Annotated in this window: 18 protein-coding genes; 10 read left to right on the top strand and 8 right to left on the bottom strand. The window is 67.2% G+C overall.

The window, feature by feature from the left end; genetic code table 11:
* The first annotated feature begins 119 nt into the window (after window positions 1-119).
* The 4 genes from EGH21_RS08600 (at window position 120) to EGH21_RS08585 (ending at window position 3,594) form a co-directional block, all read left to right on the top strand.
* Window positions 120-920, top strand: coding sequence for a TatD family hydrolase (locus EGH21_RS08600; RefSeq protein WP_220618067.1), 801 nt, complete (start codon window positions 120-122; stop codon window positions 918-920).
* A 1-nt stretch (window position 921) separates the two neighbouring features.
* Window positions 922-1,752, top strand: a complete 831-nt coding sequence (locus tag EGH21_RS08595) for a sugar phosphate isomerase/epimerase family protein (RefSeq protein ID WP_220618066.1) — start codon at window positions 922-924, stop codon at window positions 1,750-1,752.
* Window positions 1,743-2,675: a UbiA family prenyltransferase gene (locus EGH21_RS08590; protein WP_220618065.1), complete on the top strand. Its 933-nt coding sequence runs from the start codon at window positions 1,743-1,745 to the stop codon at window positions 2,673-2,675. Before EGH21_RS08595 ends, EGH21_RS08590 begins: the two co-directional genes overlap by 10 nt.
* A gap of 70 nt (window positions 2,676-2,745) precedes the next feature.
* Window positions 2,746-3,594, top strand: a complete 849-nt coding sequence (locus tag EGH21_RS08585) for a sugar phosphate isomerase/epimerase family protein (RefSeq protein WP_220618064.1) — start codon at window positions 2,746-2,748, stop codon at window positions 3,592-3,594.
* Between the two features lie 15 nt (window positions 3,595-3,609).
* Here the strand turns inward: EGH21_RS08585 and EGH21_RS08580 are convergent, their stop codons facing one another.
* The 5 genes from EGH21_RS08580 to EGH21_RS08560 all read right to left on the bottom strand — a co-directional run bounded on the left by EGH21_RS08580 (window position 3,610) and on the right by EGH21_RS08560 (window position 10,753).
* Window positions 3,610-4,353: an MBL fold metallo-hydrolase gene (locus EGH21_RS08580; RefSeq protein WP_220618063.1), complete on the bottom strand. Its 744-nt coding sequence runs from the start codon at window positions 4,351-4,353 to the stop codon at window positions 3,610-3,612.
* A 59-nt stretch (window positions 4,354-4,412) separates the two neighbouring features.
* Window positions 4,413-6,065: an ATP-dependent DNA ligase LigA gene (gene ligA / locus EGH21_RS08575; RefSeq protein ID WP_220618062.1), complete on the bottom strand. Its 1,653-nt coding sequence runs from the start codon at window positions 6,063-6,065 to the stop codon at window positions 4,413-4,415.
* Between the two features lie 38 nt (window positions 6,066-6,103).
* Window positions 6,104-8,545: a type II secretion system F family protein gene (locus EGH21_RS08570; protein WP_220618061.1), complete on the bottom strand. Its 2,442-nt coding sequence runs from the start codon at window positions 8,543-8,545 to the stop codon at window positions 6,104-6,106.
* Between the two features lies 1 nt (window position 8,546).
* The gene (locus tag EGH21_RS08565; RefSeq protein ID WP_220618060.1) at window positions 8,547-10,169 is read right to left on the bottom strand and encodes a type II/IV secretion system ATPase subunit; all 1,623 of its coding nucleotides are present in this window, start codon (window positions 10,167-10,169) and stop codon (window positions 8,547-8,549) included.
* 83 nt (window positions 10,170-10,252) lie between these two features.
* Window positions 10,253-10,753 carry a TIGR04206 family protein gene (locus EGH21_RS08560; protein ID WP_220618059.1) on the bottom strand — a complete coding sequence of 167 codons (501 nt, stop codon included), beginning with the start codon at window positions 10,751-10,753 and terminating at the stop codon, window positions 10,253-10,255.
* A gap of 121 nt (window positions 10,754-10,874) precedes the next feature.
* On the opposite strand from EGH21_RS08560, the gene EGH21_RS08555 reads away from it, so the two are divergent.
* On the top strand, window positions 10,875-11,306 hold the full coding sequence (locus EGH21_RS08555; protein WP_220618058.1) for a DUF5793 family protein: 432 nt from the start codon (window positions 10,875-10,877) through the stop codon (window positions 11,304-11,306).
* Here EGH21_RS08555 and EGH21_RS08550 read toward each other — a convergent pair.
* Together EGH21_RS08550 and EGH21_RS08545 are read right to left on the bottom strand one after the other, a co-directional pair.
* The gene (locus EGH21_RS08550) at window positions 11,303-12,061 is read right to left on the bottom strand and encodes an NAD-dependent deacylase (RefSeq protein ID WP_220618057.1); all 759 of its coding nucleotides are present in this window, start codon (window positions 12,059-12,061) and stop codon (window positions 11,303-11,305) included. The two genes, EGH21_RS08555 and EGH21_RS08550, sit on opposite strands and share 4 nt — an antisense overlap.
* A 38-nt stretch (window positions 12,062-12,099) precedes the next feature.
* Window positions 12,100-12,303, bottom strand: a complete 204-nt coding sequence (locus tag EGH21_RS08545) for a hypothetical protein (protein ID WP_220618056.1) — start codon at window positions 12,301-12,303, stop codon at window positions 12,100-12,102.
* 148 nt (window positions 12,304-12,451) lie between these two features.
* Here EGH21_RS08545 and EGH21_RS08540 point away from each other — a divergent pair, with 148 nt between their 5' ends.
* The 5 genes from EGH21_RS08540 (at window position 12,452) to EGH21_RS08520 (ending at window position 16,360) form a co-directional block, all read left to right on the top strand.
* The gene (locus tag EGH21_RS08540; RefSeq protein ID WP_220618055.1) at window positions 12,452-12,745 is read left to right on the top strand and encodes a hypothetical protein; all 294 of its coding nucleotides are present in this window, start codon (window positions 12,452-12,454) and stop codon (window positions 12,743-12,745) included.
* 138 nt (window positions 12,746-12,883) lie between these two features.
* Window positions 12,884-14,032, top strand: coding sequence for an ADP-forming succinate--CoA ligase subunit beta (gene sucC, locus EGH21_RS08535; protein WP_220618054.1), 1,149 nt, complete (start codon window positions 12,884-12,886; stop codon window positions 14,030-14,032).
* The gene (gene sucD / locus EGH21_RS08530; RefSeq protein WP_220618053.1) at window positions 14,029-14,901 is read left to right on the top strand and encodes a succinate--CoA ligase subunit alpha; all 873 of its coding nucleotides are present in this window, start codon (window positions 14,029-14,031) and stop codon (window positions 14,899-14,901) included. The genes sucC and sucD overlap by 4 nt, the downstream gene beginning before the upstream one ends.
* A 114-nt stretch (window positions 14,902-15,015) precedes the next feature.
* Window positions 15,016-15,942 (top strand): sensor histidine kinase, encoded by a 927-nt coding sequence (locus EGH21_RS08525; protein WP_328765599.1) that lies wholly within the window; start codon window positions 15,016-15,018, stop codon window positions 15,940-15,942.
* A gap of 181 nt (window positions 15,943-16,123) precedes the next feature.
* Complete coding sequence (locus EGH21_RS08520) at window positions 16,124-16,360, top strand: HVO_2901 family zinc finger protein (protein ID WP_220618051.1); 237 nt, start codon at window positions 16,124-16,126, stop codon at window positions 16,358-16,360.
* A gap of 21 nt (window positions 16,361-16,381) precedes the next feature.
* Here the strand turns inward: EGH21_RS08520 and EGH21_RS08515 are convergent, their stop codons facing one another.
* Complete coding sequence (locus EGH21_RS08515; protein WP_220618050.1) at window positions 16,382-16,822, bottom strand: SRPBCC family protein; 441 nt, start codon at window positions 16,820-16,822, stop codon at window positions 16,382-16,384.
* Between the last annotated feature and the right edge of the window lie 7 nt (window positions 16,823-16,829).

Genomic DNA, 16,829 nt, shown 5'->3' with positions numbered 1-16,829 from the left:
CTAACCCCCGGAACGTCGGTATCGTCGGGCGACCGGTGTTTAGTTAGTGTGTCTATTCTGTAAGTAACTAGGACGTACACGGAGAATAACTTCATGCGGGTGTGCCGTCGGCTCCAGCGATGCGAATCATCGACCCACACATGCACATGGTGTCGCGCTCGACCGACGACTACGAGCGCGCCAGACGTGCGGGCATCGAGTGCTGTATCGAACCGGCCTTCTGGAGCGGGCAGGACAAGCACAACGCCGGCGCGTTCTTCGACTACTTCGAGCAGATAATCGGCCACGAGACACGGCGCGCGGAGCGCGTGGCGGGTATGGACCACTACGTCACTATCGGCCTCGAACCGAAGGAAGCGAACTACCGGGAGATGGCCGAGACGGTGCTCGAACGCCTCCCGGAGTACCTCGACCGGGACCCGGTGGTCGGCGTCGGCGAAATCGGCCTCGACCAGGACACCGAGGACGAGGAGTGGGCCTTCCGCAAACAACTCCGAATCGCCGACGAGCGGGAACTGCCAGTCATCGTCCACACCCCCCACGAGAACAAGCCCGAAGGGACGCGCCGAATCGTCGATATGATCGAAGACGAAGGCGTCACACAGGAACGAATCATCATCGACCACAACACCGAGCGAACCATCGACACCGCGCTCGAGACGGACTGTTGGCTCGGTTTCACGCTCTATCCCGGGAAGATAGCGGTCGACGATGCTATCGACCTGCTCGAAGCCTACGGGACGGAGAAGATGATACTCAACAGCGCGGCCGACTGGGATCCGTCCGACCCGCTCGCCGTCCCGAGGGCGCGCGACGAGATGCTAGACCGGGGTTGGGACCGCGAGACGGTCCGGCAGGTCGTCTTCGAGAACCCCTACGAGTTCTTCGACCAATCGCCGAACTTCGAGTACTCCCGCTAACATGCAGTTCGGATTCTCTACCAACGCGTTCCGCGAGTACAGTCTGCCCGACGCCATCGACCACGTCGCGGCCGCCGGCTACGACGGCGTCGAGTTACTGTTCGACGAGCCACACCTCTACCCCGAGACGGCGACTGAGGCGGACCTCGACGAGGTTCGCGAGACGCTCGCCGACGCAGATATCGCCGTCAGTAACGCGAACGCGTTCATGCTGACGGCTATCGAGGGGTTTCACCACCCGTCGTTCGTCGAACCCGACGAGGCGTACCGACGACGCCGCGTCGACTACACGCACGACGCACTGGAGCTCGCGGCGGCCCTCGACGTGGAGACTGCGTCCATCGAACCGGGTGGCCCGATTCCCGACGGCAAGTCACGCGAGTGGGCCGAAGACCGGTTCGTCGAGGGCCTCAGGGAACTGGCCGACCGGGCGGAAGACGTCGGCGTCGACGTGTTGGTCGAACCCGAACCGGACCTGCTCGTCGAGACGAGTGCGCAGTTCCTCGACCTGCTGGACCGGGTCGACTCGGACAGGGTCGGCTGTAACTTCGACGCCGGACATCTCTTCTGCGTGGGAGAGGACCCGGCGACGGCGCTGGAAGACCTGCTTCCCTACGTCGAACACGTCCACCTCGAGGACATACCGGCCGACCGCAGTCACGAACACACGCAACTGGGCGAGGGGGCGATGGACGTCGACGGGTTCCTCGAAGCCCTCGAAGCGAGCGGGTACGACGGCTTCGTGACCGTGGAACTGTACCCCTACGGCGAGACGCCGGTCGCGACGGCCGAGGAGGCCATGGCCTACCTCGAAGCCCACGGATGGGCCTGACCACCGGGGCGGCTAGTGACAGCGTCAGGGACCGGATTCTGGTGTACGCGGCGCTCGTGCGCCTGCCGAACGTGTTCACGGCCCCACCCGACGTGTTGGCAGGCGCAGCACTCGCGGTCGCATCGGGAGCGCGGTTCGGCCCCGTCGAAGTCGGGGGACTGGCGCTGGCCTCGGCCTTCGTGTACGCCGGCGGAACCACGTTGAACGACTACTTCGACGCCGACGTCGACGCCGTCGAACGACCGGAACGACCGATTCCCGCGGGGCGGGTCTCTCGACGTCGAGCGGTGGTGCTCGGTGTGGCACTCCTCGTCGGTGGTGTCGCCGTCGCACTCGCGGCCGGTGGCTTCCTGTCGGGCGTCGTGACGGCGGCGCTGGCGACCCTCGTCGTCCTCTACGACGGGGTGGCGAAGGGGACACCACTCGGGTGGAGCGTCATGGGGACGACTCGCGGCGCGAACGTGGTGCTGGGGACGACGGTCGGCGGTGGACTGCTCACGGGACGGTGGTGGCAAGTCGTGCTCCCCCTCGTCGTCACGGGGTACGTCATCGCCGTAACGTGGATGGCAGACGACGAGGCCCACGGCGCGAACCGAACCGCCATCGCGTCCGTCGGAGCAGCAGCCACGATGCTGGCGGTCGTCCCGCCGGCCGTAACGTTCGCGGCGGGTGCAGATTTACTCCTGTCGGCAATCGCTGGATGTCTTGGCGTCGCCTTCCTCGCCGTCGTCGGGCGACCGCTGGTGGCCGCGTACCACGACCCGTCGCCGTCCGTCGTCGGGCCCGCGGTCGGACGGTCAGTCCTCGGTCTCGCCGTCGTGCAGGCCGCCGCCGCGACAGTCGCCGGTCTCGTGTGGACGGGGGCCGCGCTCTCGTGTTTCGCCGTCGCCCGGTGGTTGTCCGGGACGTTCGACGTCTCGTAGCCACCTGTAGACCGGCACTAACGTGTGGTACGTGATTGGTAACTATCCGGAGGTAGGCGTGACGGGAGGTATGGTCAGCCTCGCGTTCTCGACGAACGCTTACACCGACTACTCGCTGCTGGAGGCCGTCGAACGTATCGCAGGCCACGGATACGCTGGGGTCGAGATACTGGGTGACGAACCACACGCATACTTCCCGTCGTTCGACGAGCAGGAAATCGACCGACTCGCGACGGCGCTCGCCGACGTCGACGTCGCAGTCGCGAACGTCAACGCGAACACGGCGATGGGGTACTACGACGACGCACCACCGACCCCGTTCTTCGAACCGAGCGTGATTCGCGCCGACGATTCCGCCCGTCGGTGGCGCATCGAGTACACGAAGCGCGCGATAGACCTCGCCGCGGCGACGGGGGCACCGGCTATCAGTCTCACGAGCGGCCAACCGGTACCCGGGACAGAACCGGCGGAAGCCGAGCGACTCCTCCACGAATCGCTACGGGAGATACTCGAGTACGCCGACGAGAAGGGCGTCGACGTCGGCATCGAGTACGAACCGGACCTCCTCGTAGGCGAAACCGACGACGTACTCGAACTCGTCGAGGCGGTCGGGCACGACCGACTGGGCGTCAATCTCGACGTCGGCCACGCCGCCGTCAGTGGCGAAGACGTCCACACGGCGATTCGCCGAGCGGCGGGTCACATCACCGGCGTTCACCTCGAAGACATCGTCGGCGGCCGTGGTGGGACGCACTACCACCGAATCCCGGGCGAAGGCGACCTAGATTTCAGGGCGATATTCGACGCGTTCGACGACGTCGGGTACGACGGCTACGCCACGCTGGAACTGTACACGTATCCCGACGAACCCGACCGGGCCGCCCGGGAGTCCTTCGAGGCGCTCGCCCGGTACCTGTAACCGGCTCCGGGGTCGCTATCGGTCGAGGACGACTGGCACACGCCTGCTCGCGACGTCGGCCGCGAACGCTTCGTCGTCGGCTTCCAGTGCCTCGAACGTGTTGTAGTGCATCGGGAGGACGAGGTCCGGGTCCATCGCCTCGGCCAGTTCGGCCGCCTCGTGTCGGTCCATCGTAAAATTCTGGGAGATAGATGGGACGAACAGCGAGACGTCCAGTTCGGCGTGGCCTTCGAGAACGTCCGTATCGCCCGTCCAGAACACCCGGGTGTCGTCGATTGCGAGCAGGAAGCCACAGCCGATGCCCCTCGGATGGATGGGTTCGCCGTCGGCGCCGACGTTCGGCCCGTCCTCGTGGTTGTACGCCGGGACCGTCCAGATAGGGACGCCGTCGACCAGCAGTTCGTCCTCCATACCGACCTTCCGAACCTCGTAGTCGAGGTCCGAGAGTCGGTCGAGGTCGCGGTCGCTGGCGTGGACGTCGATGCCATCGAACGCGACGACGGTGGCGTCGTCGGCCGCGACCCGACGGATGCCGTCCGGATCGTAGTGGTGGACGTGGGTGACACAGACGACGTCGCCGTCCTTCGGGGCGTAGTCTCTCGTCTCGGGGTGTCCGACGCCCGGAGTATCGGGTTCCCATTCGCCGGTCAGCACGCCGTACCGGCCGGGGTCGAGGTAGACGACGGTGTCGTCGCCTTCGAGTCTGAGCGTGGCGTAACCGAGCCATTCGGCCGTGATGCCGTCGTGTCGGATGGTCATGTGGCGGGATAGCGTCACCGACGGGATACGACTGTCGGTCAGCGCCGGTCGGCGCGCCGTCACGCGTTCTCGGCGAGGCGTTCGACCCGAGAGAGCGAGTCGGCGTCGGCCGGCGTCTTGTCCTCACGAACCGCCAGAAAGCGCGGGAATCGGAGGGCGTAGCCCGAGTCGTACGTCGTCGACGTCTGTATCTCCTCGTACCCCACTTCGAAGACGACTTCGGGAGCGATGGCGACGCTCCGCCCCTCCTCGGCGGTGACGTGCGGTTCGAGGCGGTCGGTCACCGCGTCGAGTTCCGCGTCGGTGATACCGGTGGCGACGTTGCCGACTTGCGCGTATCCGTCGTCGGTCCGGACCGACAGTTCGAACGTCCCGAGGACGTTCGCCCGGCGACCCTCGCCCCACTCCGCACCCGTCACGACGCAGTCGAGCGTCTCGACGTCCGGTTTCCGCTTGCGCCAGTGCTTCCCGCGTTTGCCCGGGGTGTAGGCCGCCTCGGGGTCTTTCAGCATGATGCCCTCGTGGCCCGCGTCGAGTGCCTCGGCCTCCACGTCGCCGATTTCGTCGGCGTCGGCCGAGAGCCAGAGGTCCGAGACCACGTCGTCGTCAAACAGGGCGGCCAGGCGGTCGTGTCGCTCGCGGAGCGACGCGTCGAGTAAGTCCTCGCCGTCGACGTGCAGACAGTCGAACAGGTGGAGGCGGACGGTGACGTCCTCGCGGGCGGCGGCGACGTCGTGTTTCCGCCGGAACCGACGGAGCACCTCCTGGAACGGGAGCGGCGCGCCGTCGTCGGCCACCGCGACCACCTCGCCGTCGAGGATGGCGGGCGCGTCGAGCGACGCCTCGACCGTGGCGACGACTTCGGGGAGCGGGTCGGTCACGTCCTCCATGTTCCGCGAGAACAGGCGGGCGGCCTCGCCGTCGTAGTGGACCTGTACGCGGGCGCCGTCGTACTTCCACTCGACGGCCACCTCGTTCCAGTCCTCCAGCGCACCGGTGACGGTGCCGGCCTGTGCGAGCATCGCCTGTACCGGGCGGCCGACTTCGAGGTCTATCGCGTCGAGGCCCGTCTCGCCCTCGTCGCGGGCCACCTCGGCGACGTAACCGTAGTCGTTCGACACCTGCAACGCACGTTCGACGGCGTCGACCGGGACGTCGAACGCCGCGGCCACGGCGTCCCGGACCGTCCCGTCGCCCACGCCGATGCGCATCTCCGAGAGGACGAGTCGAGCGAGATAGCGTGCTTCGTCGGGGTCACAGCGGTTGAACAGGCCGAAGAGGACGTCGACCTTCGTCTCCTGACTGCCGTCGCCGGCGACGGCAGCGAGGTCGGTCAGTTCCCTCTCGACTTCGGCGACGGTGAGCGCGTCCGCCCCGCCACCGCCGAACGCCGCCAGCCCTCGCTGGCCGCCGAAGTCGTAGCTCGCGGCCACCTCGCCGATTTCGCCCGTCTCCGCGAGTCGTGCCTCCACGTCGTCGGCGCTCACGTTCTGCCCGGCGGCGCGGGCGATGGCCTCGTAACAGAGGCGTGGTCCGACGTCGAGCGTGGTCGACTCGTGGGCCGGGAACACGCGGCCCTGTACGAACCGGGCGAGCGTCGCGAGGTCGTCTCCGGCGTCGGCCAGCAGGTCGGTGACGGACTCGGTGATGGCGGTGTCGGCACTCTCGGCTTCGATAGTGGCGGCGCGGTCGGCGAAGGCGGCGAACTCCATCAGCCACCCCTACCCGACAGGCGACCGTAAACCCAGCGTCACCGGAGTTCGACTTCGATGGCGACGGCGTCTTGTTGTCCGGGGGCCGGATAGGGAGCGTCGGGTCCGCCGGAGACACCGAAGTCGTAGTCGAACAATCCGTTGCCGTTCGTGTCCTGGTGGACGACGAGGACGACGGAGCGGCCACTGGACGGTGCGTTCTCTAGCTGTATCGCCACGTCACGGTGCGTCCCGGGTTCGAGGTACGGGGAGACGCCGACGACCTCGCCGTCGGCGTCGTAGGCGTGGACGACGACGAACCCGCCGGAGGAGAGCGAGGCGGAGTCGACCGTCAGTTCGCCGTCCTGTACCGTCGGCTGGTCCACCGTCAGCGACGCGACGGGCGAGGAGAGCAGGACGAAGGCGAGGTAGGCGATACCCAGCAGGGCCGCGGCGTGTTTCGCGCCGTCCTTGAGCGTCCCCTCGCCCAACTGCCCGCCGATGAACCCCGTCAGGACGGCCTGAATCAGTGCCGTGTGGAAGAACACGAGCGTGTAGGCGGCCTTGTCGATGCTCCCGAGGCGGGCGAACTGGTCGGTCCCCACGCCCAGTCGGTTGCCGGAGGGCGGCGTCGGCACCGACGACGGGAGCGCCGGGACCAGCACCTCCTGCACCGCGACGATGATGACGAGGAAGACGAAGAAGGAGACGTAGATGACGACCAGATAGGTGAGCATCTGCTGGCGTCGGCGCTTGCGAAGCCGCCGGTCCGCTCTGGCCTGCGTCGCCGCGATACGCAGGACGGGCCCGAGCTGACCCGACGCGCGCATCGCGTTCGTCAACAGCGTCACGACGCGGGTGACAGACACCGTCCGGATGCGGCGGCCGAACCGGACGAGTGCGTCGTCGACGTTCGCCCCCATCTGTACGTCCGCCCAGATTCGGTCGACCTCCGGGGAGAGGACGCCGACGTCACTGCCCCGGACTCTGCGGACGCTCTCGACGAACGTCATCCCGGCCTCGTTGAGGCTGGCGAGCCGTTCGAGGAGTTCGGGCGTCGCGTCCTCGATGCGCCGAATCCGCTGGGAGTACAGCGTCCGAACGACGGCGAACGAGCCGAGGACGAGCAGTACCGATTGCACCACGAGGTCGTCCAGCAACCTGACGTTGACGACGCTGGTCTGGAGGGCCGCGGGGGCACGGACGGCGAACAGAACGAGCGCGACGGGCACGGCGAAGTAGAGCACGTTGGTCGGGTTCCAGAGGAGGGTCTGAACCGGGGAGCGGAGCGTCCGTCGCACCGACTGGACCCGGTCGTAGAACCGGAGGCGGGCCCAGTTGGCGTCCATCCCGGGGACGACGCCGCCGTCGGTCAGCCCCGTCCGACCTCGCGCGGTCGACGGGCGGCCGAGCGTCGCCGTCTCCACCCGGTCGAGGACGCTCGTGGTCCCGTCGTCGCCGATACCGAGGGCGTCGAGGGTCTGGCTCAGGTACACCATGAACCCGAGGTTCGCGAGCGGGATGGCGAGATACGCGAGCATCTGGAGGAACCCGAGCGTGTCGGTGGTCGTCAGGCCGAAGACGAGCAGTATCGTGATGAGAAACAGCACGCCCGCGACGAAGATGGTGACGTAGGCTTCGGCGATAGTGGCGAGCGACTCCAGGAGGTCGGCCTGCCGTTCGGCGGCCTCCTCGTGGTGGCGCTCGTACTGGTTGCGGAGGAACGTCGAGAGCGACTGGCCGCTCTGGAGGACGCTGGAGAGGTTCTCCGCGAACGTCTCGAACCGGTCGCTGGGCGTCCGCGAGGACATCCGCTCGATGGCCGAAATCATGTCCCGACCGAAGACGTTCATCTCCCGGTAGGCGACGGCCATCTCCCGTGCCGTGTCGCCGTATATCTCGTCGTTCCGAGCCAACAACGCAATCACGTCCGGGAACGCGATGCCACCGCGGGAGAGGGCGTACATGAACGCGATGGTTCGGGTCATCCCCTCGTCGATGTTCCGCCGCCGGACCTCGGCGGTGTTCTTCGGGAGCTCCCACCGGAGAGCGTAGGTCAGCGCAGCAATCAGGACGCCGCCGGCGACGCCGCTCCCGACGAGCACGAGCAACGTCTCCGTGGAGGTGAGGACGAGTTCGAACCCGCGGATGCCCAGCGCGGCCACCATCGTCGGTGGCAGGCCCATCAGCAGGTCGACGATGGCCGGGACGGCGAGCAGGAACCCGCCGACGGTGTAGGCCCCGGCGATGGCCCCACCGACGGCGGCCAGACCGGTGTAGAGGTACGTGCGAGCGGCGTACCCCCGGTAGGTCTGCCCGATATACGCCGCCTCTAGCTGGCGTTCCCGCTCGGGCGACACTCGCACGTAGCGGCCGAACAGTCGGCGGGAGAGGCGCGTCAGCCGACGGTCGAACCCCTCGTGTACCGACGCGAACGCGACGACGCCGAGGATGGCGGCGACGACGGCGAGTGGTGCCAGTCCCAGCGGGCTCAGCGCCATGTCAGACCGTCACGTCGGCCCCGATTCGGGCCAGCACCGCGTCCTTGTCTGCGTAGTACTTGTTGACCATCGCCGTGAACCGGCGGTAGTCGGAGACGCCCTCGTCGTGGAGGTACCGGAGGAAGCGCTTCCGGTGGTTCATCTCCCGGAGCAGTTCGGACTGGCTCCACCCCCGCTCCTGTCGAATCTCGTCGACGAGTTCGCTGTTGCGCTCGGCGAAGCGGTCCTCGGTGGCCTGCCACGAGTAACTCGTCGAGTAGTCCAGTTCGCCGGTCCGCTGGTCGATACCCTCTATCTCGGCGAGGGTCTTCGCGCGGCGGACCCGTTCGTCGCCGGACCGGGCCAGCACCTGCACACAGAGGATGTCGAGGCTCTGGACCATCGGCCGCGGGACGTTGATGGGTTCGTTCTCCAGCCTGTTGATGACGGTCTGGACGGAGTCGGCGTGCATCGTCGAGAACGTCGTGTGGCCGGTGTTCATCGCCTGGAACAGCGTGATGGCCTCCTCCCCGCGCACCTCGCCGACGATGATGTACTCCGGGCGATGCCGGAGTGCGGAGCGCAGGAGGTCGTACATCGTGATGTCGGAGTCGTCGAGGCGCTCCCGGGTCACCGACGAGAGCCAGTTGTCGTGGTACAGCGACAGTTCTCGGGTGTCCTCGATGGTCAGCACCTTCGAGCGGGGCGGGATGAACATCGCCAGCGCGTTCATCGACGTGGTCTTGCCGGCCGCCGTCCCCCCGGCGAAGATGAGCGACTTGTTGGACTCGATGGCCAGCCAGAGGTACGCCAGCATCTCCAGCGAGAACGTGCCGTACTCCAGTAAGTCGATGGGCGTGAACGGTTCGTCGGCGTACTTCCGGATGGTGAACGCGGACCCGCGCGGGGTCACCTCCTGACCGAGAGCGAGTTCGATGCGCGACCCGTCGGGCAGCGTCGTCGAGACGACGGGGTCGGAGACGGAGACGTGCTGGCCCGAGCGCTGTGCCAGTTGGATGACGAAGTCGTCCAGTTCACCCTCGTCGAAGACGACGTTCGTCTCGACGTCGGTGTAGCCGTCGTGGTAGACGAAGATGGGTAGGTTCGGCCCGTCACACGATATGTCCTCGATGTTGGGGTCGTGCATCAGCGGGTCGATGAGGCCGTACCCCTGAAACGAGCGGTAGAGGTAGTAGAACAGGCGGTAGAACGTCTCGGATTCGACGACGACGCCGTACTCTTCGAGGCGGTTACGCAACGCCTCGCGGAGGGCCCGTTCCGGGTCGTCGTCGACGTCGCTCCGGTAGATGAGCGGGCCCCTGATGTCCTCGAACAACCGGTCTAGCAGTTCTCGCTCGACGTCGGTCAACGAGGGCTCGACGACGTGGTAGCGGTACTCGTCGTTCTCCGGGTCCCGGTTGATGGAGACGAACGCGAACGGTGCGTTGAGCCAGTAGCGTTCTATCTCCTCGAACCCGTCGAGGCCGTCGTAGCTGACGAGCGAACCGTGGCGGCCGGGGTCGTAGTTCGACTCCGGGACGGCAGAGCCGGAGAGAATCGTCGCGGTTCGAGAGAGCCACGACTGGACGTGACCCAGAGGGTCCTTGACGACGTCGCCGGGGTCGGGTGTCTCGGGATTAGACATCTGTAGTGAGAGCCGTCCGCGGTCGCGATTTACGTGCCATAGTGTGGCCATCTACTTAAATTCGCTCGCCGGCTCGCCGCTCGTTACGTCCGGTCGACCGTGAGCAGGAGGGACGCGAGGACGGCCGCGACGAGGGCGCCGACCGGGAGCGTCAGCCCCGGGAAGTACCGGAGGAACAGCGCCGTCGCCCCGACGGTCAGGAGTGCGACGGTCCCCAGTAGACCGCCGAACAGGCGGACGGGGTCCGTCGGGAGCGCCGCCGCGAGGCGGTCCTCTTCGAAGTAGTAGAACAGGCTCAACGCGAACGGGACCGAGAACACGACGAAAGCGGCGAAGCCGAGGTAGCCGGCCAGCGTGAGTTCCGGCGACGACTGGAAGCCCGCCACCTCCCACGCCCAGAGGAACGGGCGTTCGTCGTCCAGCGTCGCACCGAAGATGAACTGGAACCGGAACGGGAGGAAGCGGAGCGCGACGACCGTGAGGCCCGACACCTCGAATATCGAGGCGGACCACGGCGCGAGCGCGACCAGCCACGTCGACAGCACGGCCAGTTCTCCGGCGTACTCAGACTTGACCCACGCCATCCTGACTGGACGGGCTTCGGGGAGTGGGTAAAAGCTACCGAAAGGGCGACGGCAAGACCCTTGCGGTGGTGCCACCGCCGTTACGTTCATGGCGGGCGGTCCCCAACCTCTAACCACCCGAATGAGGCGCGACAACTTCACCGTCGATATCGACAGCGAACCCGACGACGACGGCACTCCCACCATCAGTATCGACTACGACGGCCCGTCGGGGACACTGCGCGAGCGCCTCACGACGACCACGGACGGGACACTCGACGCGGACGAGATAGACGTCACGTTCCGTCGACAGGCCGGCGCGGACAGCGGCGTCCTCTCGCTGACGAACCGCCTGACTGGCGAGTTCATCCTCGAAGTGGTCGCAGACACCGAGGCGATGCAGGCGCTCGTCAGCGCCGCAGAGCGCCACGACGACGACGGCGAGTTCGAGGTTCGACTGACCGACAGCGGCGGGAAGTCACTCGTCTACGAGAAGCGGACGCTCCTCGTCTACGACCACGACGGCAGTCTCCTCCGACAGCGGAGTCTCATCCCCGGCGGCGTCGAACTCTAGAGGGCGTCGACGAGCGCCGGCAACACGTCGGTCACGTCCGCCCGTATCACGTGGTCGGCCGCCGAATCCCGCGGCGTCTCCTCGAAGTTCACGACGACGAGCGTCGCGCCCGCGTCGACCGCTATCTTCGGCAGCAGCGACGCTGGCCTGACAGACAGCGACGACCCGACGGCGAGGAACACGTCGCTCTCGCGGGCGAGTCGCTGGGCCTCGCTCATCGCCGCGTCGGGCAGTGCCTCGCCGAACAGCACCACGTCGGGCCGGTAGACGCCGCCGCAGTCACAGCGCGGGGGCAGGTCCCCGTCGGCCGCACGGTCGAACGCCGCCTCAACCGGCAGGCGGTCGCCACAGTCGTCACAGCGCACCCGACGGTTCGTCCCGTGCAGTTCGACGACGCGCTCGGACCCCGCCTCGTCGTGGAGGCCGTCGACGTTCTGGGTCACGACGGCGTCGAGGTGGCCCGCCGACTCTAGCTCGGCGAGCGCCAGATGCGCGGCGTTGGGCGTCGGGTCCACGTCGCCGAAGAACTCCTCGCGTAACTCGAGGCGGTCCTGCCAGAACCCCGCGGGGTCGGCGTCGAGACGGCGCCGGTGGAAGTCCGTCGGGTCGCGTCGCTCCCAGAGGCCGTCCTCGCCGCGGAACGACGGGATACCAGAGGCCGTCGAGACGCCGGCGCCGGTCAGCGCCACCGCGTCGTCGGCGACTCGGAGCGCGTCGACCACGGCCGAGACTGCGTCGTCGTAGGCCTCGCTCATGGACGGCCATTACGGGGCGTCGACCGTGTCTCTGTCGGTCACTCGGTGGCGGCCCCCGCTTCTCGCGGGCCCGCCCTCGTCGGGTCCCACGCGAGGTCGTCTCCGGCGGCCCGCTGGTCGAGTGCTATCGACAGCGACATCGCCAGCCACGCGACGAGCATCGCGAGGACGACCGGTGCCCCGAGTTGCTGGTCCACCGGCGACGAGTCCGGAACCCCGCCAAGGAACAGCGACCCGACCACCCACACCGCCGTCGAGAGGACGACGCCGTACCACCACGGTACGCGAATGCATCGTAGTTACAGCGGCTCCCTCTGAATAATCTACACACGTTCGAGGTGATATTTTCCGACACGTCGATTTAAGTCAACGCAGTCCTCAGTCGGCCGCATGTGTTACGACCGACTCGTGAACGACGACGACGTGGCCGAGACGAGCGCCGTCGACCTCCTTCGGACGGAGACGGTCTGTGCGCTCCGCAACGGCGCGATGGCCGGCGTCGTCGTCCTCGCGGTGTTGCTGTTCGAGGGCGCACCGGCGTGGCTCGTAATCGCGAGCGTCGCCGGCGCCGTCGCGCTCGGAACGGCACTCCACCAAGTGCTGTTGCTCCTCGGTGCGGGCGTCCTCAGGGCCCGAACGCGTTTGCGCGACGGCGACGCGGCGACGCCCACCGAATCGACATAACCGACGGCGATTGTGTGGACTCGGTCGCTGACGGGTCGTATTTCCGGACGGTTCGCCACTTCTGTCGGGTCGAACTCTCCGGCCACTGCGACCGAGAAAGACGGATTTAAACCGTCGCCGCGCGCCTCATAGTATGACATGCGATTGCACGAATACCAGGCGAAGCAAGTCTTCGCCGACGCGGGCGTTCCGACACCCGCTTCGCAGTTGGCCGAGACAGTTGACGAGGCCGTCGACGCGGCCGAGGACATCGGCTATCCCGTCGCCATCAAGGCACAGGTCCACGTCGGTGGACGCGGGAAGGCCGGGGGCATCAAACTCGTCGAGTCCAAGGAGGAGGCCCGCGAGGCCGCCGACGCCATCCTCGGGATGGACCTCAAGGGGTACCACGTCTCGAAGGTGCTCGTAGAGGAGGCCGTCGACTTCGTCAACGAACTGTACGTCGGCGTGACGATGGATCGCGGCGAGGGCAAGCCCGTCGCCATGGTGTCGACGAAAGGCGGCGTCAACATCGAGGAAGTGGCCGAGGAAGACCCAGACGCCATCGCTCGCGAGCACATCGACCCCGCCTTCGGGATGCACCCCTTCCAAGCCCGAAAGGTCGTCTACGAGGCCGGCGTCGACCGTGACGTGGCCAACGACGTGGCCTCGGTCCTGACGACGCTCTACCAGCTATGGGACGACCGCGACGGCGCAGACGTCGAGGTCAACCCGCTGATGATCACGAGCGACGACGAGGTAATCGCCGCCGACGCCGTGATGAACATCGACGGCGACGCGCTGTTCCGCCAGCCGGAACTCGCCGAGATGGGCGAGGAGGCCGCGGAGGGCGACGAACTCGAACAGAAGGCCGACGAGTACGGCTTCGACTACGTCCGCCTGTCGGGCAACGTCGGCATCATCGGCAACGGCGCGGGCCTCGTGATGACGACGCTGGACCTCGTGGACTACTACGGCGGGAAACCCGCCAACTTCCTCGACGTCGGTGGCGGCGCGAAAGCGGACCGCATCGCCAACGCCCTCGACATGGTGTTCTCCGACGACAACGTCGACTCCGTCGTGTTCAACATCTTCGGCGGCATCACGCGCGGCGACGAGGTGGCACAGGGTATCAATCAGGCCCTCGAACAGTTCGACGAGATTCCCAAGCCCGTCGTCGTCCGACTGGCCGGGACCAACGCCGAAGAAGGGATGGAGATTCTGAACGAAGAACTCGTCACGGTCGAGTATACGCTGGAGGACGCTGTCCAACGTGCCGTCGAGTTCGCACAGGAGGTGGAAGCATGAGTGTTCTAGTCGACGAAGACACGCGCGTCGTCGTGCAGGGTATCACCGGCGGTGAGGGCAAGTTCCACACCGAGCAGATGCTGGAGTACGGGACCAACGTGGTCGCCGGCGCCGTCCCCGGCCGCGGCGGTCAAGAGGTGGCCGGCGTCCCGGTCTACGACACCGTCCAGCAGGCCGCCCGCGAGGAGGACGCCAACGCCTCCGTCGTGTTCGTCCCGCCCGCGTTCGCCGCGGACGCCTGTTTCGAGGCGATGGACGCGAAGGGCATCGACCTCGTCGTCGCCATCACGGAGGGCGTCCCGACGCAGGACATGGCCCGCGTCTACCGCAAACTGCAAGAGACCGACACCTACCTCGTCGGCCCGAACTGCCCCGGTCTCATCACCCCCGGCGTCGCCAAACTCGGCATCCTGCCGGGCAACATCTTCTCGTCGGGGAACGTCGGCCTCGTCTCTCGTTCTGGAACTCTCACCTATCAGGTCGTCGACAACCTGACCGAACGTGGTCTGGGCCAGTCCACCGCTATCGGCATCGGCGGCGACCCCATCATCGGGACGGACTTCATCGACGCGCTGGAACTGTTCGAGGCGGACCCCGACACGCACGCCGTCGCCATGTGTGGCGAAATCGGCGGCGAGGACGAGGAGGAGGCCGCCCGCTACATCGGTGAACACATGGACACACCCGTCGCCGGGTTCATCGCCGGCCGCACGGCCCCGCCGGGCAAGCGCATGGGCCACGCCGGCGCCATCGTCTCCGGGAGCGGTACGGGCACCGCCGAGTCGAAGATTTCGGCGCTCGAAGACAACGGCGTCCCGGTGGGCGACACGCCCGAGGAAGTCGCCGACCACATCGAAGACCTGCTGTAACCCGCCCTTTCTTATTCTCGCTTTTCGTACGTCGGGTGAATGAGTGAGTGGGGACACCCAAGACACGTCGCACTGACGGGGCACGGTTCTGAGGCTCTCGACGGATTGGCCAGTGTGCTGGCAGATACCGACGGGTTCGAAACAGCGGCGGTCGGCCAGTCGGACCTGCTGGACCGCCTGAACGGCGGCGAGTTCGACGCCGTGGTCGTCGGGGACCGGCCACCGGAACAGGACGCCGTGGCGGTGCTCGACGAGATTCGAGCGGCCGGCGTCACGCTCCCCGTCCTCGCCGTCGGGACCGCCGTCGACGCCGACCGCGTCGAGGCGGCGCTGGTGGCGGGCGTGAGCGACTACGTCCGCTGGCAGAGCGACGACAGCGGGGCCGAACTGGCCGGTCGCCTCCGTGCCCTGCTCCGGCAACCGTGCCGCGACGGGACCACGCAGGCCGCCCGCTGGGACGCCGTCCTCGGGTCGCTCGCACACGACGCGAAGAATCCGCTCAACGTCGTCACCGGGCGACTCGAACTGTTGGACGTCGAGGCCACCCACAGCGAGGCGATGAACCGCTCCATCGCTCGCGTCGAGGCGATGCTCGACGAACTGTCGACGGTCGCCACCGTCTCGGGACCCGTCGGCGCCACGGAGACGGTCTCGCTCGGGGACGTCGCTAACGAGGTCTGGGGTCGACTCGACGCCCTCGACGCGACGCTCACCGTCGTCGCCGACGGGACACTCACCGTCGACCCCGACCGTCTGGACGTGGTCCTCGAACGCCTCTTCGAGAACGCGGTCCTCCACGGCGGCGACGACGTGTCCGTCACCGTCGGCGCGACGGACGAGGGGTTCTACGTCGCCGACGACGGTCCGGGAATCCCCGAAGACGACCGCGAGCAGGTGTTCGAACAGGGATACGGGACCGTCCGGTCCGGAGAGGGGTACGGCCTGTTCGTCGTCGCACGGGCCGCGGCGGCACACGGGTGGACCGTCGACGTGGGGGAGAGCGAGAGCGGCGGCGCCCGGTTCGACGTGGCAGTCCGCTGACCCGTGCCGAGGTAGGGCCGTCTGAATCGTCTGACCGTGTGTCCACCGACTGTACGGGGTGTGGTACCGAGACTGGACAGATGACCACCGTACTGCGGACAGATAGTGTGAATCAATACCACGGACGCGGAGACGTGAACGTTCCGGTGTAGCTATAAGGCACGAATATCAACGTTCGGGTATGCCCCACACCTGCCGGAACTGCAAGCGGACCTTCGGGACAGAACTCGAGCTCGAACTCCACCTCGACACCTGCTCGGCGGGCCAGTTGTACTGTGACGAGTGTGGCGACCGGTTCACGGAGCGAGCGGCCACGGAGGACGGCTGGCACTATCGCTGTCCGAACGACGACTGCGACGGGAAGGGAATCGACGAGGACATCCACCGCGTATCCGACGCTCGCGTCGCCAAACAGTAATTCTGGACGCCGCCGTCTCGCTCACTCCTCCTCGCGAGCGTCGGCCGTCGCGATGGCCGCGATTCGGCCGCAGGCACGCGCACACACCGGCGCGTAGCCCGTCGCGAGGACGGGTATCTCGAAGCCGACGACGGCTCCGGCGGGGTGAGCCTCGACGAAGTGGCCGGTCGCCGGGACGCCCGCCACCGACCACGTCCAGCGGTGGTTCACACACGTCGTCACGCGAAACCGCACCCAGAGGCCGCCGACGGTTCTCACGCGGCCGGTCGTCCCCGCCTCGACGTAGCGGGTATCACAGTCGACGGCGCTAATCGACGGGCCCCACTCGGGCCACCGTTCGGTGTCGGTCAGGACGTCCCAGACAGCCTCGACCGGCGCGTCGACTGCTCGGCGGACGACGAGACGGCGGCCGTCGGGCGTCTGTGCCAGTTCGACGTCGATACCGCCGACTGAGACCACCATTATCAGT

This window comes from Haloarcula rubra, from assembly GCF_019599465.1.
Taxonomy (GTDB): domain Archaea; phylum Halobacteriota; class Halobacteria; order Halobacteriales; family Haloarculaceae; genus Haloarcula; species Haloarcula rubra.
Note: the sequence above shows the minus strand (reverse complement) of the source record. Positions and strands in the feature narration are given on the sequence as shown.